This window comes from Pseudoscardovia suis (genome assembly GCF_002797875.1).
Classification (GTDB): Bacteria; Actinomycetota; Actinomycetes; order Actinomycetales; family Bifidobacteriaceae; genus Pseudoscardovia; species Pseudoscardovia suis.
Genome location: NZ_PGFC01000002.1, coordinates 65,359 through 83,447, shown reverse-complemented (window position 1 = coordinate 83,447; position 18,089 = coordinate 65,359). Strand labels below are relative to the sequence as shown.

Genomic DNA, 18,089 nt, shown 5'->3' with positions numbered 1-18,089 from the left:
TGCACAAGCGTTGCGAGGGCGGCGCCGGGGCGAATCATGTGTGCTGCCCTGGCGCCGCATCTGGCGCAACGCTTCGTGCGTCACTCAGCCTGCTTCGTGCGCTCAGCGCGCACATACTCCCCCAGAGTCTGCTCCCAGTCGCCCGGTGTGAAGCCGGTTGCCTCGATCTTGCCCAGCGACAGCGCGGAATGCACAGGGCGGGGCGCGATGGGGCCCTTGGCGGACTGGAAATACTGTTCGGTGGTGACAGGCTTGACGGCGGCGCCATTGCCATTCGTCAGGTCGAACACCTCGGCCGCGATGTCCTTCCACGAGCGCACGGCGCCTTCACCGGTCAGGTCATACGTGCCATACGGCGCCTGCGAATCAAGCAGGTGGAAGATGGCGGCGGCCATATCCTTCGTAAAGGTGAGACGACCGAACTGGTCATCCACCACGGTCACCTGGTTGAGCGCTTGCCCCGGATCCGCCACGCGATCGGAAAGCGCCATCATCGTCTTGACGAAATTATGGCCATCGCCAATCACCCAGCTGGAACGCAGGATGTAGTGCTGCGGCGCCTGAGCCACGGCGATGTCGCCCGCCGCCTTGCTCTGCCCATACACGCCCAGCGGCGCGAAAGGCTCGTCCTCGGTGTGCTCCTCCACCGTGCCGTCAAACACGTAGTCGGAGCTCACATGCACGAGCGTGATGTGATGCTCACGGGCGACCTTGGCGAGCAGCGCCGGGCCACTGGCATTCGCCTTCCACGCGGCGGTGCGGCCTTCCGGCGTCTCGGCCTTGTCGACAGCGGTGAACGCGCCGGCGTTGATGATTGTGCCATACAGGTCCCAATCGAACTGATCGTAGGCTGCCGGGTCGGAGAAATCGAAGGTGTCGATGTCATGGTATTCAAAGCCGTGCAGGTCATGCGATTCCGCGTATTCGCGGATGGCGCGACCCAGCTGTCCGTTCGAACCGGTGACAAGCGTGCGCTTGGGCTCCATCGGCTTGGCGTCCTTGAGCATCGGATGATGCAGGTCGGCTTCGCTGCGCTCGGTCTGGTCGAGCGGGATGGGCCACTGGATGTTGAGCGTCGGATCCGCGAGGTTCACGAAGGTGTAGGTCTTCTTCTGCTCGAGGCTCCAATGAGCGTTCACCAGATAGGTGTAGGCGGTGCCGTCCTCCAGCGTCTGGAAGCTGTTGCCCACGCCGCGCGGCACAAAGATGGCCTTGGACGGGTCGAGGGTGCACGTGAACACCTTGCCGAAGGTCTCGCCGGGGCGCAAATCCACCCAGGCCCCGAACACACTGCCCGTGGCGATGGAAATGTACTTGTCCCACGGCTCGGCGTGGATGCCGCGCGTCACGCCGCGCTTGGTGTTGAAGCTGATGTTGTTTTGCACGGGACCGAAGTCCGGCAGACCGAGGGCGACTTCCTTGGCACGCTGCCAGTTCTCCTTGAACCAACCGCGATTGTCGCCATGCACCGGCAGGTCAAACACGATGAGGCCTGGGATACCGGTCTGGGTGGCTTTGAGTTCCTTTTCGAATTCCATGTGCGTTCTCGTTCCTTACGATTCTTGAGTTCTCTGGATTCTCGTGTGAATCAGGCGGTGTGTGCCGCGCGGATCCACTGGGCGCCCCAATCGCACCGCTCGCGCAGCTCCCGGCATCGGCATTACTGTCAAGCGGGAATGCACGCGAGTGCAAAACAATCCGCCTTGATTATATCCCAATGAGTGGAGGGATGAACGAAGGGCGGGAGGGGCGTCCCTCCTCCTTAGACCATCACAACCGATGCAGACTCCGCCGGGCAAGAGCTCTGACAACTTCGCGACGGCGCGTCCCTGCAGGGAGCATTCGATGACCAATCGCGCGTGCCACACCGGCCTTCGATGCTTCATACTCCTCGACAGCCTGAACTTCCGTTGCACGCGCACGTTCAATGCGTGCACGCAAATCATTCTGCCTGTCCGCCTCATGCATACGCGCCCACGCGAGAAAGCCTGCCTGCATCCGGGAATCCTCACGATGTTCAATCGCTGAACATAGTTCACGGCACATTCTGACCTTTGCCGTCACGCGCTCATCTCTGTCATCCTGTCGAGGCACAGACATCAGTAACTGTGCCCATTGAACCAACGGGTCTTGGTAATCCGGATAACCACCCGCTTGCCATACAAAAACTGCTCGTGCATACAAAGGTTCAGACACGATATAAGCAACTTCCGAAGGCTGCCATGTGTCACGCAAAGCGGGAAACGAGTGAATCTGGTCCTCCATTGGCATTCGCCCCGACCAATCGCGACCAACGATGCCTAATGTAGTCCTTCTCATCCAGGCAGAGCATTCTCGATGAATTTCATCATCATGACTAGCCGAATAGTCCATCAGGGCCTGAAGTGAATCATGAATGCCTCGTTGCCCTTTCTCGAACTTTTCGCGGGGTTGGTTGCCATTCCCGGAATCACCCGCACCATATGAGTACAGCAAACCACGATAATCATTGATAACGCGCATGCTGCGAGCCCTGTCGGCCAGAACGAAAAACTCATAGGCATCTTCCATCCGCCCTAATGATTGCTCTGTCATCATTGCGAAGGACTCTCTGGCAAAGTCACCTTCAAAGCAGCAATCTTCCACGCTCCAATTCCCGCGCTGGGGAAAAGTCTCGGAGAAAATGGACTGCAATATCTCATGGCCACGCCGCAAGCCTGTATCCAAGTTAAAGGAGTCCTCAAGTGCACGGCGAAAGTCCAACGGCGCATCCGTCGATGACACTTCAAGCCCGAAACGGAGAATATCCACATCATCGCGTTGAAACTCTGTATCCAGACGTTCGCACAAATCCGGTCGGACGCAATCGTCTCCGTCGATGAAAAGCAGATACCTTCCGTGTGTTCTGCCAGCCCCTGTTTTCCTCGCAATGTGCGCTCCAGCATTGACGCGCCGACGCACGAGAGAGAAACGCGAATCCTCGGCAATTGCATTATCAACAATGGATGCCGTTGCATCCGTACTGCAGTCATCAACGATGATGACTTCAAAATCGGAAAACGTCTGGGACTTGATGCTCTCTACACACTTTTCTATATAACGTTCAACGTTATAAGCAATCACGACAAAGGAGAATCTTGGCACCCTGCACCTCCGCTTCTGAAGCCGCTTCGCACGTTTCTTTCAATCGCTGCCCGGCAAGATCCAGGCACATGAATTGATGGCAACGCACATGCAACGTCCGCAATGACAACGAATTAATGCTGGGGCGAATCAAACCCCAGCATTAATTCGTTACGTTTCACTGGCCTTGCTGCTTGTAGCGTTCCTCGGTCGCAGCCTTGGTCTTCTCCCACCACTGCGGGTTCTGCGTGTACCAGTCGATCGTCGCCTTGAGGCCCGACTCGAAGTCCGTGTGCTTCGGCTCCCAGCCCAGTTCCGTGCGCAGCTTCGTCGCGTCGATCGCATACCGGCGGTCATGCCCCGGACGGTCCTTCACATGGTCGAACGCATCCTCCGGCTGGCCCATCAGGCGCAGGATCATGCGCAGCACGTCGATGTTGTTCCTCTCGCCGTTCGCGCCGATCAGATACGTCTCGCCCACACGGCCCTTCGTCAAGATCGTCCACACCGCGGAGGAATGGTCCTCCGTGTGGATCCAGTCACGCACGTTCAGGCCCGCGCCATACAGCTTCGGGCGCACGCCCGTGAGGATGTTCGTGATCTGGCGGGGAATGAACTTCTCCACATGCTGGTACGGGCCGTAATTGTTGCTGCAATTGCTGATCGTCGTGCGCAAACCATACGTGCGCGTCCACGCGCGCACCAGCAGGTCCGAGCTCGCCTTCGTCGACGAATACGGGCTCGACGGATGGTACGGCGTGCTCTCCGTGAACTTCGCCGGGTCGTCCAACGCCAGGTCCCCGTACACCTCGTCCGTGCTGATGTGATGGTAACGGATCCCGTACCTGCGCACCGCCTCCAACAAGCGGAACGTGCCCACCACGTTCGTGCGCACAAACGGCTCCGGGTCCGCGATCGAATTGTCGTTATGAGACTCCGCCGCATAATGCACGATCGCGTCATGCCCCGGCACAATCCTGTCAAGCAGCTCCGCGTCGCAGATGTCCCCATGCACGAAATCCATGCGGTCGTCCGGGATCCCCGCCAGGTTCTCCAGGTTGCCCGCATACGTCAGCTTGTCCAGCACCGTCACATGCGTCTCCGGATGATGATCCACCACCCAATGCACGAAATTCGAACCAATGAAACCAGCCCCGCCCGTCACAATGATGTTACGAGGAGCAAAAACCTCAGTATCAACCATGGCACCCATCATAACCGAACGCACGAACCAAACACCGCTCAGCCGCCTCTGTTTGGATATGTAATCATCCGGTGTAATCATCTTGGATTGCGCGGGCGTCATCGCTTGTCGCGAGTATTGACATCGCGTGCATTGGCGCCGCGCACCACACCGTTCTCAGCAGATGCTGCACCGGGTGCCTGCGCAAACAGGTTCTGCCACAGCAGGTAGTCCTTGCGGTCCTTGCGCGCATGTGCATCCAGGATGATGCCCGCCACGAACAGCAGTAAGGCGATGAGAATCAGCAGCACCGATACGATGAGCGTGGGGAACCGCGCCACCATATGCGTTTGCGAAAACTCAACCAAAACCGAGATGAGGAACCCAATGCCGAATGCGCCAAACACCGCAGCCAGCGCATTGAAATACGGCATCGGCTTGTATTGACGAATCATCGAAAAGATCGTGTTGAGCACCTTCACGCCGTCGCCCACGGTGTTGAGCTTGGACTCCGACCCCTCCGGCCGGTCGCGGTACTGGATTGGCGTCTCATAAATGCGCACGTTCTTGTCGAGCGAGAAAATCGTCATCTCCGTCTCGATTTCAAAGCCGCGCGACAGGCACGGGTACGTCTTCACATACGAATACGAGAACGCACGGTACCCCGTCATGATGTCGCGCACATTCGCGTGGAAGAACCGGTTGATGAATGAGCGCACCAGTTTGTTGCCGAAGTTGTGGAACGGGCGCTTGTTCTCTTCAAAATACGTGGAGCTCAGCCGATCGCCGATCACCATGTCGTAGCCTTCGGCGATTTTGTTCACGAGCTTCACTGACTCTTCCGCCGGGTATGTGTCGTCGCCGTCCACCATCACGTAGATGTCGGCATCCACTTGGTTGAACATGGCGCGCACCACGTTGCCCTTGCCCTGCCGCGGCTCGCGACGCACCACCGCTCCCTCCCGGCGGGCGATCTCGGCGGTTGCGTCCGTCGAATTATTGTCATACACGTACACCGTCGCGCCCGGCAGCGCGGCATGAAAGTCGCGCACAACCTTGCCGATTGTAACTTCCTCGTTGTAGCAGGGAATCAGCACAGCAATGCTGCTCGCCGCAGCCTTGGGGGAAAGTTGCTCTTTTGTCTCAGGCATCATCAAATTCCTCGTCTTAGGAGAGTTGTTCAGTCGCTCGCGTCGTGTCGGGATTTGCGCTCACAAGAGCATGAATCCCGACACGTCTCACGAAATGTGATTCTTATCTTCGGACTTCTATCAGCATTTATAGCTTAGCGAAATACCAGCGCTGCGCATCCGTATTGTTGGATGAATAAAGCTGGATGTTGCTGCCATTGGTGAGAGAATCACCGGATAGGTCAATGACGTACCATCCATTTACCGCTGATTGCAGGACGAACGACCCATCATTCTTGGCAATGACCCGCCATTTCTGGGCATTGGTTCCGTTTGCGAAATATTGTTGGACATTCGCGCCATTCACCGCACGCGCAGAGCTCAGATCGAGGGCTTTCCCAGATCCGGCATTGACGAAGGTAAGGAAGCCAGACGAATCAACTCGGACGTTCCATTTCTGTGCAGCAGTGCCGTTCAATGCATACAACTGCACATTCGCGCTATTTGCATGTGATCCTCCCGCCACATCAAAGGCATATGTTGAATTGCCATATGCACGGATGGAATATGTGCCGGCCGTAATTGAGACTTGAGTATTCCCACGCGACAGTATCCACCTCTGGGCATTCGTGCCATTCGAAGAATACAAATCGATGGAGTTGCCATCCGCCACGGACGCCCCCGACAGATCCAAAGTCTTGCCGCTTCCCGCACCGAAGAAGACAACAGTCCCGTTGGAACCGTTCCTCACATACCATTTCTGCGCCGGTGTGCCATTCCCATCCCACTGCTGAATCCGCGTTCCATCGGCAGTGCTATTGCTCGGAACGTCGAGGAACTTCCCCGACCCCAGATTCTTGATCTCATAGACACCGTTGCCGACGCGCACGAATTGGAACAACTGAGAATTCGCTCCATACCACGACGCGATGCGGAGCTTCGCCCCTTGAGATTTCTGTGCATCTGTGAAAGTCATCACATGAGAGGAATCAACCGCAGAAGTAATCCGCACCGCTCCCGATGTCGGGACGGAAACAGTGGCGGACGCAAGCTTCCATTTCTGAGCAGCAGTGGCATTGGGAGCATACAATTGCACGACCTGCCCATCAGCCGCGTTGCCCCCTGCCAAATCCAAGACCCAGTTGCCTAGAGCGGACTGGAGATAATACGCACCATCACCAGCGTCGATCACATACCAGCGCTGTGCCTTTGTGCCATTCCACTGATACTGCTGCACGCGAGCACCCGAGCGGGCATCAGCTCCAGGCACATCCAGGCACAACCCGGATTCCACATCCGTGATCCTGTAGGACCCGTCGTCCAGACGCGTGAAAGCAAACTGCTGCGCAGATGTTCCAGTGCCCCGCCCCAACCGAGTCTGAGCCCCCGACCTTGTAGATTCGCCGTCGATTGACAACGAATACGCATCAGAAACAGCAGAATTTACATAATAGCTATCATCATCAAGACGAACTGCCGTTCCCGGCGATAACGACATGGCATCCAAGTCCACGTTCCCGCTGATTCCAGCAATCGCTCCCGAGGCCGAATATTGCCAGCCGCGTTGGGCCGATGACCAGTTGGAATATTGCAATTCCGATGAGTACTGAGCGACCCAACCCGTGAGTTGATGCAGATATGTGCTGTTCAACGCAGTGTCGAGATATGAGGTATACGAATACACCGAGGTATTCGAATATCCCGCTGAAGCGAGTGTCGAGAAGAAATTACGGACAATCTGCCCATAGGTATTCGCATCTGTGGGATGCGAATGTCCTGTCCACGTCCACGCTTCCAAATCGTAATAAATCGGGAAGGTCATTTGTGCCGAAGAAATCCCCAGCTGCTGCAAATACCTGATAACGGTGTTCGCCTCATATGTTCCTTGCTCAGATGAATAAGCATAGGAATACAAATAGATGCCAAAGGGGATCCCCAGCTGTTCGCACTGGGAAATGTTATATGCCGCTGTTGAATCCATCGGATTGTCCCAACCGTATCCGATGCGGATGATTGCACCCTCAACACCAGCTGCTTTCACCTTGTTCCAATCGATGCGCCCTTGCCACGAGGAGACGTCAATGACCGCGGAGGCATTAGGGATGGCGACGGTTCCATCGGAATTGAACATTGCCGCGGCTCCATCGTAAGTGCCCCAATATGCGCCATATGAATTGCCGACTCGTTCCGCAACTGCCGTTGCCGCAAAGGAACCATCATCTTGAAGCCCCAGAGCACTCGTTGCCACGGTTGCCATTGCAGCACCGTCACCATTGACAGCCGTATCGCCATCGGTCCCATTGTGCGAATTGGCTGCACGAACTTCTCCGACTTCAACTGGCACATAGGTATCGCCATCGGTTTTTGCCAGCGGATCAGGCTGCTCGTCAACTGTGCCGACCAGCTGGGGATTGGTAATCTCATCGCCGGTCGCAACATCAACGGCGGTGCCATCCTCTTTCACCGCCATCGTTGGCGAAACCACCGTATCAGAATCCGCAAGAGAAGAATCCACTGTGGCGGGAAGCTCCTGCTTCTGCGCGCTCGAAGACATCGCGTTCAAAGCCGCGACATCACCCGCCTGATTACTCGCAAACGTCAATTGGCTGAGTTGAGCGTTGCCACCATCCCCAGCACCCATTGGCATACAGGTTGCGGCGACCACTGCAGCGATGCAGCCCAGTGACATCATGGCAGCATAAAGACCACGCCTGCCGTGGAATCGGGACGAACGCGAAGTGTCTTCAGCGCAGTGACGACTTTTTCTCATGTGTGTTCTCCAACTATCCCAGTTCGTATGTACGGGTATCGGCATCACACCGAATCTACGCCAACGAACGGCAACCTGAAATCACCCAAGAATCTGGTCGTCGACTTCAGATCACCGTCTTTTCACATACAAATAGTACTGCTTCAAGCGCTCCAACAACACGGGGCGACACATCCGTGCACAGCGAACGAATAAATCCCGCAGCGCCATTCCATGCCATTTTCCAGACCGCGCGATGCGCAATGCACGTCCTGTTACGGAACCCGCCCTGCGCAAGAGCGGAACATGACCGCCAACTCTCTTCACAACGGCAACGGCCGTCCGAGGGCTGCTTCCCCCGGGCAGCTGTTTGCTCTCAGCTGCCGCTTCATTCAATCGAGCCAATTCTTGCTGCGAACGGTACTCGTGCCCTTTCTGACTGCAACGCCTCACGTTCTCAAAGAACGCATCATCATCACAGCCCGAATCGCACGCATGAATTGCACCATCTGGTGTCGTGGTGGAAGAATCAAGCATTTGCACCTGTCCCTTCAACTGCAGTCCTTTCAACATTCTCCCGTTGGCGTTCCGCCTGCCGATACGCCAACGATGAGATCCATGGCACGCAGAGTAACAGAGGAATCAAGAGAAACAGGGGCAAAGCGTATCTGCCGCACATGACGGGAGACACAAACAACGTGAGCCAGTACAGCATTGCCAAAAGCCATACAAGTGTCATGGCAACAAAGGTTGCAGAACCCGCCCCCAAGGCAAATTCATCACCTCGATGAGCCGTCCCATCAGCCATTTTCCGGCTGGCGCCACGCAGGAATTTCCTCCGGCTGCCAATCAGCAACAACGACAGGATTAACGCGAAAAACGGCAAGGCTGGCGAAACCCACGGCACCAATAGCCTCAGGAAAGGAAGATATCTGCTCGACGGAGTCCCCCATGGGGTTGATGCAGGAGCTTTGGCAAAAAATTCCGCCGCATCGCAATACCATGCCAATAATTTCTGGGGTTTCCATGATTGGTGATAGTCGACTGGCTGGGCTTCAGAAGAGGCGATTCCGAGCTGCACTCCGAACTCATTCCATGGAGCCAGGCCTGACCAACGATTGTCGGCGAGCGTCGTCGGGTAAACATAGCCCATCGACCCCCACAGAAATGCCGTGGTGAACCTGTATGGGTGATGCAGCGCTAACTCGCAATACAAGCTAATGAAACCAGCCAGATGCTGCTTCGTATAATCCGTCTTCATATCGATGCCCGCGACATCGGTCAACGGTTCCAAATAGCCAGTCCCCGTCTGGGAGTTGTAATATCTGCCGACTCCTGGCATACCCTCCCACGGATATTCGCTGTTGAGACCTGCATCCAGCGAGGACTTATCAAAGTATTCCCAGATTCTTTCTTTCTCGGAGGCCGACAGCGAACTGTTGTCGTACATATACGTTGCGACAATCTGCTGTCGAGCTAATGAGAGTTCATCAAGGACCTGGCTTTGCTGCACGGGGAAGCACCATCCAACCACCACAGGAAAGATCACTGCAGCACAGACAGGCACGGCTACAATAGCGGCGAACCGCACCCTCTTCTTATGCAGCGACGACATGCAAACAGCGATGAGGCATACGATCAGCAGCACATACAGTCCCTGCTTTCTGAGCAAAGACATCCCGAGGCATGCTAGGCAAAACTCAACTACAAATTTCCAGTCCCGCAAGTTGCTGGTATCCCGAAGTACCTGAACCAGAAGCACGCCGGTTAATAGCAGAAAACCAGAGAACAACGAATCCTTTGCAGTTGTCATCGCATAGGTCTGGACCACGGGATTAAAAACAATGATGGCGAATGCACCAACCACAACCCCAACAGGCACGTTCCAACGGATCAGTCGATCAGCAGCGAATGATAATGCGAATGCGAGAAACAGTAATTGCGCAAGGCAATACAGAAAAACCCCTGCACTCAAATTCCCAAACAGATGAAAGCCGGTGTTGAAACACGCGACAAGAAAAAGCGTATGAGCCAACGGCCAATGTGCATCAAGCACATGCCCGTTGTAGTACGCGGAAAGCTGCAAAGGAGCATCCGAAGAATAGTTGCCCGGAAAGAAAACGATGATTGCCGGCAGCCAAATCAGCACCACGCCAAGGCACATCACCAATCTGACCAGGTGCGGATTCACGCGCTTGATACGATCAGCCACCCGTCGGCCACCCATTGATGCACCTTCTGCATAAGAAGCATCCGGAGCATCGCAATCGGTGCCCTTGTGGCTGCTTCTTGACCATCTCCGGTTCCAGCAAGCCACAAGCCCCAAGAACAGCAACGCGACGACGACAGCAATGCCAGCGCCTATCCCCCACATCGACGGAGACCAATAGTCAGGAGAGCCGGATGTGTGGTAAAACTCCGCACCGAGGCTCATGCCGGACCCGACGATGATAGATAAAACAAGGCACAGGATGATATCGGAAAGACTCCAATAGCCATATTTCAATTTTTTCGAAATTTTCGTCGCCGCCGAATGTTCTGAGGTATCTCCCTCAGTTGAGGTCCTGTCTACCATCCGATTTCCTTTGTACTGCTCAAACTATCGTGATCCGTCATATTAGGCCTCAGCGGCGCTGAGAGAAGCTTGTGACGCTGACTTCGACGGTGCATCATCACCATAAGATTCCCCGTCAGCAGGCGAGCCCGATGCGTACATTGCCATTGATAACAGAAACAGCCAGGGACCACAATACAGCAATGGCAAGAAGTACCGACTGCCAAGAACAGTTATGGAAATAGGCGACACCCATAGTCCCAATTCCGTGAGCGCGAACGGCAAGGCAATAAGCCACATCCACGCTTTCTTTCTTCGAGAAGCAAGCAATGCCGCAACATAAAAACCCGGGATGACTAAGGTATACACGACGCATCGATGGGCCAGCCCCACGATTGGCAACGAAGCCAGCTTCGTATAGATCCGTTCCGCCATCTCTCCTGTCTTCAGACTCCACCCCGTGCTCATATACGCATCAGGAATGTCTGAAGCGTCATATGCAGACATGAAACTCGAGTCCATCTGCACAGCGATTTGCAAATCCGACTTCCCAAAACCGCTTTCGAGAGCAACATACGATTGCACATAAGACAATGGATGGCGCAGACCTTCGGCAAGATACGCCTTCAACCAATCCGAATAAGCATCCGTTGGTTCACTGATGCGATACTTCACGGGATCCGAGATGTACCAAACCCATCGCGTGGACAAATCACTACCATCAAGCAATCGGTCGATAGCGGACCATTCTTCGGCAGTTATGTCATCAGGGTGATCGGCAACATACCGAGCCGTCTGCTGCAACTGCACCGAATATGTCTCATATCGTTCAGTCGGCTGCACATGAAGGATTGGAAGCAGGACATGAGGAACGAGCACCAGCAAAACCGCTGCCGACGCCACAAAAGAAATAATGACATTCCTCATTACTGGCACACGAGACGTGCCAGAGGTCTTGCCTTCGCCATGTGCGCCGGAGCACGCAACACCACCATCATGCGCAACATTGCCTTCAAAGGCATCAGATCCACCCCGGGAAATGGCACAGCATATGAGCGCAATGAATATTGAGGGCAATAAGATATAAATCCCGAGCTTCTTCGTCAAGCAGGCGGCAATAGTGAGAAGCGAAAAAACAACCGCCTCTCGAGAAGAAGCCATCGAACGCCCCGATGTGCGCACAAGTTCTACAAAATGAACACACCACAGCACGAACAGCGGCGAGAAAAGGGCATCCTTCGAAAGATACGTGCACCATACTGGGAACAACGGGCATAACGCATAGAAGCCAAGCGCGAGATTTCTCGCAGCTTTTCTCAATCCGAACTCGGCATACACATACTGCACAGCGCGGGCGAATGCATAACAGGTGCAAACCGCCTGAACAAGCACGAACACAAAGAAAACCAACCCCACATGATGAAGCAGTTTTCCTAATTCGGCGAGCCCGCCAAAAAGCGCAACCGTCAAAATCGGATTGTGGTCCGAGAGGAAATTACCAGCCCCGTCAACTGTTCCAGTGAACCAACCGATGGATATCAATGTATCGCCGAGAAAGTTCGCGGGATACAGCGCAATCAGCCAAGGAAGCCAGCAAAGAAAGATAATGCCGGTCTCGACCAATACCGCATGTCGAGAATACCATCTGGCCTTATCTGCATCCCGAGAATCTCCGCCTCGCTTCTCCTTCTGAGGAAGCCGCGCATAAGGAGCGACCGCCAGAAGAAGGAGAAATAACAATGTCATTCCCCCGGTCAGGAGTAACGCATGCAGGACCGTATGGGAGAAGGCAAAGTATCCGTTCCCATCGATAGCATCGCATAGCACCATTACTCCTGCCGCCACCACCGCAGGCAACAAGGAGGCAAGGATGTTCCTCGGAGACACCCACGTCCGGATATGCTCGCGGAATGTTACCATTGAACTCTCTTGGGCTGGAAGGTATCGAGGATCTGGTAAATGTTTCCAAATACCAGATTGGGATTTGCCATCGGCGCAGTCTTGACGTTAAAGGCTTCAGGCCAACGTTCCATGAATTGCCCTCGTTCCCGCTGGAAGCGAAGGGCCTTCGCACCCTCCGTCTCCGGACCGCGCGATACCGATTCATAATGACGGAGCATCGCAGTGGGGCATACCGCCACGAGTTTTCCAGCCTTCTGCACGCGAAGGCAGAAATCCACGTCGTTGTAATTCACAGCCAAATCTTCGTCATATCCACCGACCGCGTCATAGAGCTTTCGGGATACCATCATGCAGGCGCCGGTCACTGCCGCCACGTCATGAGCGACAATTGTCTCTTCAAAATTGCCTGTGTTGCGATAAGGCATCTGATAATACAGGTGACCAGGGCCAGAAGGACCGCAGGTTATACCAACATGTTGGATGGTGTCATCCGGGAATAGCAACTTGGCGCCGGTGACGCCAACATCCTCGCGGGTGCAGGGCCCCAGCAATTCCTGAATCCATTCCGGCGTGATAATTTCAGTATCATTATTCAGCAAAACGATATAGTCGCCATGCGAATTCTTCACGCCGAAGTTGACGATTTGAGAGAAGTTAAAGCCTTCCACATCGCGATCGTAAACGACATGGATGCGCTCATCCGCCTTCTCAATATCGCGATAATACTGGAAGGTCTCTTCCTCACTGCTGTTATTTTCGACAACGACAATCTCATAATGATGGTATGTCGTCAGTTTGCGAATCGACATCAGGCAGCGATGGAGCACTTTGACCGAGTCTTTGTTAGGAATCACGATGGACACAAACGGCTCGCCATATGTCACATCAATATCCTTGGCCGTGTCTTCTTTTTGCTGCGGATGCTTCGCAAATGGCGCCAGGTCATACTTCACCAGAAAACGACGCGGCGCAATCGGGGATTCGACGACTTCGCCCTTGATGCCCAATCGCTGCAGATGGGTTTCCACCGCCAGCTTGCTTGAATCAAGCGTGTATTCCTTCTGTTCAGCGTTTTGTGCGGTGGAATTCTTATGGACGCGCCAGTGGTAGAGGACCTTAGGAACATGGCATACGTGACGCGCCTTTTCGCCGACGCGGAATGTCATATGCCAATCCTGCGAACCATCGTATTCCGCTTCGGGAAGCGTAAGAGAATCAACAATTGATTTGCGCACCGTCAAGAAGTGGCATACATAGTTCATCCCGATTAACAGGTCAGGATTCCACTCTGTCTTAAAGAACGGCTCACGATAACGACCGTTATCGAACTTATCCTCATCGCAATAGAGCATATCCGTGTCAGGGCGGTCATTGATCGCAAGCGTATATCTATACAGGGCATCGGGCTCGAGAAAATCATCATGGTCGAGGAAGCACAGGAAATCCCCCGTTGCCGCAGTAATACCCTCATTGGTGTTGAGAGTGATTCCTTTATTTTCAGAAAGCTCAACGCAACGAACTCGCTTATCGTGCTCGCAGAGACTGGCCACCTGGCCCCTCAAGGCGTCATCCTCCGGGGACGCATTGACAAGAACCAATTCCCAGCGAGGATAGCTCTGTCGAAGCACGGAATTCGCCATATCTCTGAAGAAGCTGATAGGGGTCTTGTACAACGGAACAATGATGGAATAGGTCGGTTCCACATCGAAATGAATATGCCGCTGCATTTCGATCTCTTCCGCTGATGCACGGTGCTGTGAGCGGAACCACGAATCATATGACGGCGCCTTGCAAGCAGGTTCCGTCATTGCGTTCCACTGTGCTCGCAGTCGGGTGGCCATCGCTACATCACAATATTGGAATCCGTCCGCAGCGTCAGAGTCCGGGAAACTCGCCTGAATATAGAAGGTCGAGCCGGTTGGCACTTTCACCGAATAAGACACCGTGCGCACCCGCAATCCGGGCAGCTCTTTTTCGTCCTCAATCCGATCGCCCATGCACACCCAATCCGTAATGCCAAAAGGCACACCGGAGTTCCCCATGACGTTTATTTCCACGAACTCATGGGGATCGGAATGCAAACCAACCTGAGGAATGGATACATGCCCGTGAACGATGTCGGAGCCATCCACATCCGCACTGATCTGATCAATGACGACCTGAACATCATTGAGCATCATCTTTTCGTCGCATCGACGAATATTCATAGCAAGGGGATCATGCCGCAACGTATGCAAACGCGACTCCCGCTTGATTCGCTCAGGATGCAGTACGAAATCTTGCGACAGGAGTACCCGCTTCCCTTTCTTCGCCTGAATGGTAACCGTTTGCTTGCCCAGTATCAGCGCCGCAACGAGGACGTTCCCCCACTGCGTCTTGATGATTTTTACGGGAAGCGAATTACCCTTCTCATTTTTTGCAGTGGCAACGAGATGGCACGGCCGCAATGAATCATCAACCGAGACCAATGAATATGACTTCCCGGTCCCTCGCGTGGTGTGAGACAAGCGGAGGGAAGGCTGAACGCCGCCATTTGCCGTAACTGCCTTGCTGCCAACGGCGCCGTCGGAATGTTCGCCAGGATCGCGGAAGTACACACGCTGCAAATCAATTCCGTTGTATCCGGAATCATACAGATACTGCAAATAAATGCCGCATAGACGCTCACCCAGGTATCCCGAAACTCGTCTGCCGACGGCCGTGTAGTGAGAAATGTCACGGAGTTGCTCATGCTTCGCAAGTACGGAGAACAGGAAGTTGCAATAGTCGTTGAACAAATCTTTTCGCATCACGAACATATTGCATGCGTATACCTTTGTCTGAGACAGGTATTTTTTAGCGCTTCTCCAAATCTGGGGGAAATCAGTTCGGATAATCGCCAGACACGTATCCAGATCTTCAATGTGATGGCCTACCGACGTGCAATATTGCTCATAAACTGTTGCGTGGTCTGGCGTCTCGATAGGTGTAGGAGCGATGAAATCATGGGCTTCTATCACCTTTCGCATATTCTCTTCTTCAAACCCAATCTGGCGCAACGTCGCGTCGTCGTTGTGTTCAAATACGACATCGCCAAAAATGAAGGGTTCATGATGAATGGGCAGTTCATGCTCGGTGAAGTTGAAATACCGACGATAGTGCAGAAAACCGTAGTAATCCGCATCTGTGTTCTTCCAGGCCCAGTACTGCCCTGTGAGTTCGCAATACGATTTATTTTTCTCCGAAATGGAATCGCCCTCATCATCGCGCTGCACACCGTCAAGCGTCACTTGCGACAATGCAGCACCCACATGAATAGGGACCAGTAAGGAGTTCTTGGGGAAATGGATCCCTTGTTTATGGCACGAGACAAAGAGCCGAATCTTTTGTGCTTCCTGAGACGCTTCGGACATTTTTCGCTCACTTTCTCACATGACTGCGCACACACCGTACAAGGACCAGTCCTGATTCTGCCTGATAGTATACAGAACCGACTGTCTGACGTCTTCGAGCGTGCAATGGCACTGACCGAGGCTGGGAGATTCATGGACGGACGCAAGACCGGGCGGGCAGCCGTACCCGTGCGACATCGCGACACGCGGTTGCGCAATCAGGGAATGTGCGGTATCTTTATCAAGTTGCTTGCCGAGCGACTGTGAAGTTGCGAAGCGGTCAGCAATAACTTAAATAAGTTAATGGAGGATTCGCCTAGTGGTCTATGGCGCACGCTTGGAAAGCGTGTTGGGTGCAAGCCCTCACGAGTTCAAATCTCGTATCCTCCGCCATCAGCCGGAAAGCTTGGAACGCCAAGCCTTCCGGCTTTTTGTTTCTCGCTTACCGCCTCGCGGCACGGCGCAGCGGACGCTCCTGCCAGTGTTCGCGCAGCACGCAATACCCGCCAAACACCACCAGCCACACGACGCCGGCAATCGCCGGGCCGCGCGTTGAAGAATCCAGGAACAGCGTCACGTAAATGAACACGAAAAACGCAATCGCCAGCGTGTTCGTCACCCGCCATGCGGGCATCACAAAGCCATCCGGCATGAAGTCGACACTGCGCCGATACCGGCGATGTGCCACCATCGTGAGGATGTAAATGAACAGAATCACCGCGCTCGACGCGGATGAAAACAGCACGAACGCACCTTTCACGCCTGGAATCGCGTTGACGATCGGCGACAGCACGATCAACGCCGCCGACGCCACGATGGCGCGCGCAGGCACCTGCCGGCGCGACACAACGCCGAGCTTGCCCAAGGTGGGCGACGGGGAATCCTGCGCAAGCTGATACAAGTGGCGCCCTGCCGAATACAGCAGCGAGTTCAGGGCGCTGGCGGCGGCGGTGATCACCACGAAGAACACGAGCGCCGACGCCCAGTTCAGCCCCGCGAAACGAAACACCATGATAAACGGCGATGCGAACGAACCATCCGCATTCGGCTGGAAGCTGCGCCACGGCACAATCACCATGATCGCCGCGAGCGCTCCCACATAGAAAATCAGCACGCGCATGATTATCTCGTTGATGGCCTTGGGCAGCACTGTGCGCGGATTGCGCGTTTCGGAAACCGTCACGCCCACGAATTCAATCATCTCGTAAGCGAAAAACACCATCTGGAAGCTCATGAGGAATGCGAGCCAACCGTTCGGCGCGATCTGGAAATTATCAACGAGGTTGTGCAGGCTGGCTGTGCCGGCGAGCGAGGGATGGTCCTGCCCGGGCACCGACACGGAGTTGTAGTGGTATCCCACGATGACCATGACGATAGCGGTGGCGATCATGGCGATGATGAGCGTGATCTTGATCATCGAGAACCAGAATTCGACTTCGCCGAACACTTCGACGGCGATGAGGTTCACCCCTGTGAGCACGACGAGGAATCCCAGTTCGATGAGCCACTTCCATGCGGCGAGGTCGATGCCGAACGTGGCGAAGAACGTGACGAAATACGTGCTGACGGCGGTGATTTCGGTCATGCCGAGCAGCACGAGCACGATCCAGTATGACCATCCGGCGAACTTGCCCCATCCGTAGCCCAGGTAGCGGTGGATGAAGTTGATGAAGGTGTGCTGGCTGGGGTCGCGGTACATGAGTTCGCCGATGGCGCGCATGAGCAGGAACATGATGGCGCCCACGGCGATGTATACGAAGATGATGCTGGGGCCGGTGAGGCTGATGGACCGCCCGGAACCAAGGAACAGGCCGGTGCCGATGGTGCCGCCGATGGCGATGAACTGCACGTGGCGGTTCTTGAGGCCGCGTTTCATGGAGTTGGATGCGTCAAGGTCGGCGAGGTCGGCACTGGTGCCGGCGCCAGCGGTATTGGCGGTATTGGTGCCGGTGGTATTGGTGACAGCCGCTGCATTGGCCGCGGTATCAGACGACTCGTGCACAGAAGAATGAGAAGACATAATAATGGCACTCTACCGCCGCATATCGATGAATGCCGACACAACCGCACAAATGTCACCGCCCGCAGGGACGCCGGC

General features: G+C 54.8%; 9 protein-coding genes and 1 tRNA gene. 1 reads left to right on the top strand and 9 read right to left on the bottom strand.

What is annotated here, in order from left to right; translation table 11 throughout:
• Nucleotides 1-80 precede the first annotated feature (80 nt).
• The 8 genes from CLV65_RS03000 to CLV65_RS02965 all read right to left on the bottom strand — a co-directional run bounded on the left by CLV65_RS03000 (nucleotide 81) and on the right by CLV65_RS02965 (nucleotide 16,012).
• Nucleotides 81-1,538 (bottom strand): sugar nucleotide-binding protein, encoded by a 1,458-nt coding sequence (locus CLV65_RS03000; protein ID WP_094691376.1) that lies wholly within the window; start codon nucleotides 1,536-1,538, stop codon nucleotides 81-83.
• A gap of 232 nt (nucleotides 1,539-1,770) precedes the next feature.
• The gene (locus CLV65_RS02995) at nucleotides 1,771-3,123 is read right to left on the bottom strand and encodes a glycosyltransferase family 2 protein (RefSeq protein ID WP_094691377.1); all 1,353 of its coding nucleotides are present in this window, start codon (nucleotides 3,121-3,123) and stop codon (nucleotides 1,771-1,773) included.
• A 157-nt stretch (nucleotides 3,124-3,280) separates the two neighbouring features.
• The gene (rfbB, locus tag CLV65_RS02990) at nucleotides 3,281-4,306 is read right to left on the bottom strand and encodes a dTDP-glucose 4,6-dehydratase (protein ID WP_169713384.1); all 1,026 of its coding nucleotides are present in this window, start codon (nucleotides 4,304-4,306) and stop codon (nucleotides 3,281-3,283) included.
• A 98-nt stretch (nucleotides 4,307-4,404) separates the two neighbouring features.
• Complete coding sequence (locus tag CLV65_RS02985; RefSeq protein ID WP_244569153.1) at nucleotides 4,405-5,439, bottom strand: glycosyltransferase family 2 protein; 1,035 nt, start codon at nucleotides 5,437-5,439, stop codon at nucleotides 4,405-4,407.
• 124 nt (nucleotides 5,440-5,563) lie between these two features.
• Nucleotides 5,564-7,969 (bottom strand): RICIN domain-containing protein, encoded by a 2,406-nt coding sequence (locus CLV65_RS02980; protein ID WP_158216101.1) that lies wholly within the window; start codon nucleotides 7,967-7,969, stop codon nucleotides 5,564-5,566.
• A 724-nt stretch (nucleotides 7,970-8,693) separates the two neighbouring features.
• Nucleotides 8,694-10,739, bottom strand: coding sequence for a DUF6020 family protein (locus CLV65_RS02975; RefSeq protein ID WP_094691379.1), 2,046 nt, complete (start codon nucleotides 10,737-10,739; stop codon nucleotides 8,694-8,696).
• 42 nt (nucleotides 10,740-10,781) lie between these two features.
• Nucleotides 10,782-12,638 carry a DUF6020 family protein gene (locus tag CLV65_RS02970; RefSeq protein ID WP_144441884.1) on the bottom strand — a complete coding sequence of 619 codons (1,857 nt, stop codon included), beginning with the start codon at nucleotides 12,636-12,638 and terminating at the stop codon, nucleotides 10,782-10,784.
• Nucleotides 12,632-16,012, bottom strand: a complete 3,381-nt coding sequence (locus CLV65_RS02965) for a DUF4422 domain-containing protein (protein WP_094691381.1) — start codon at nucleotides 16,010-16,012, stop codon at nucleotides 12,632-12,634. Before CLV65_RS02965 ends, CLV65_RS02970 begins: the two co-directional genes overlap by 7 nt.
• A gap of 284 nt (nucleotides 16,013-16,296) precedes the next feature.
• Between CLV65_RS02965 and CLV65_RS02960 the strand changes: the two genes are divergently transcribed.
• A tRNA-Ser gene (locus CLV65_RS02960) sits at nucleotides 16,297-16,384 on the top strand.
• 49 nt (nucleotides 16,385-16,433) lie between these two features.
• Here the strand turns inward: CLV65_RS02960 and CLV65_RS02955 are convergent.
• Nucleotides 16,434-18,011, bottom strand: coding sequence for an amino acid permease (locus tag CLV65_RS02955; RefSeq protein WP_094691382.1), 1,578 nt, complete (start codon nucleotides 18,009-18,011; stop codon nucleotides 16,434-16,436).
• Nucleotides 18,012-18,089: the final 78 nt, after the last annotated feature.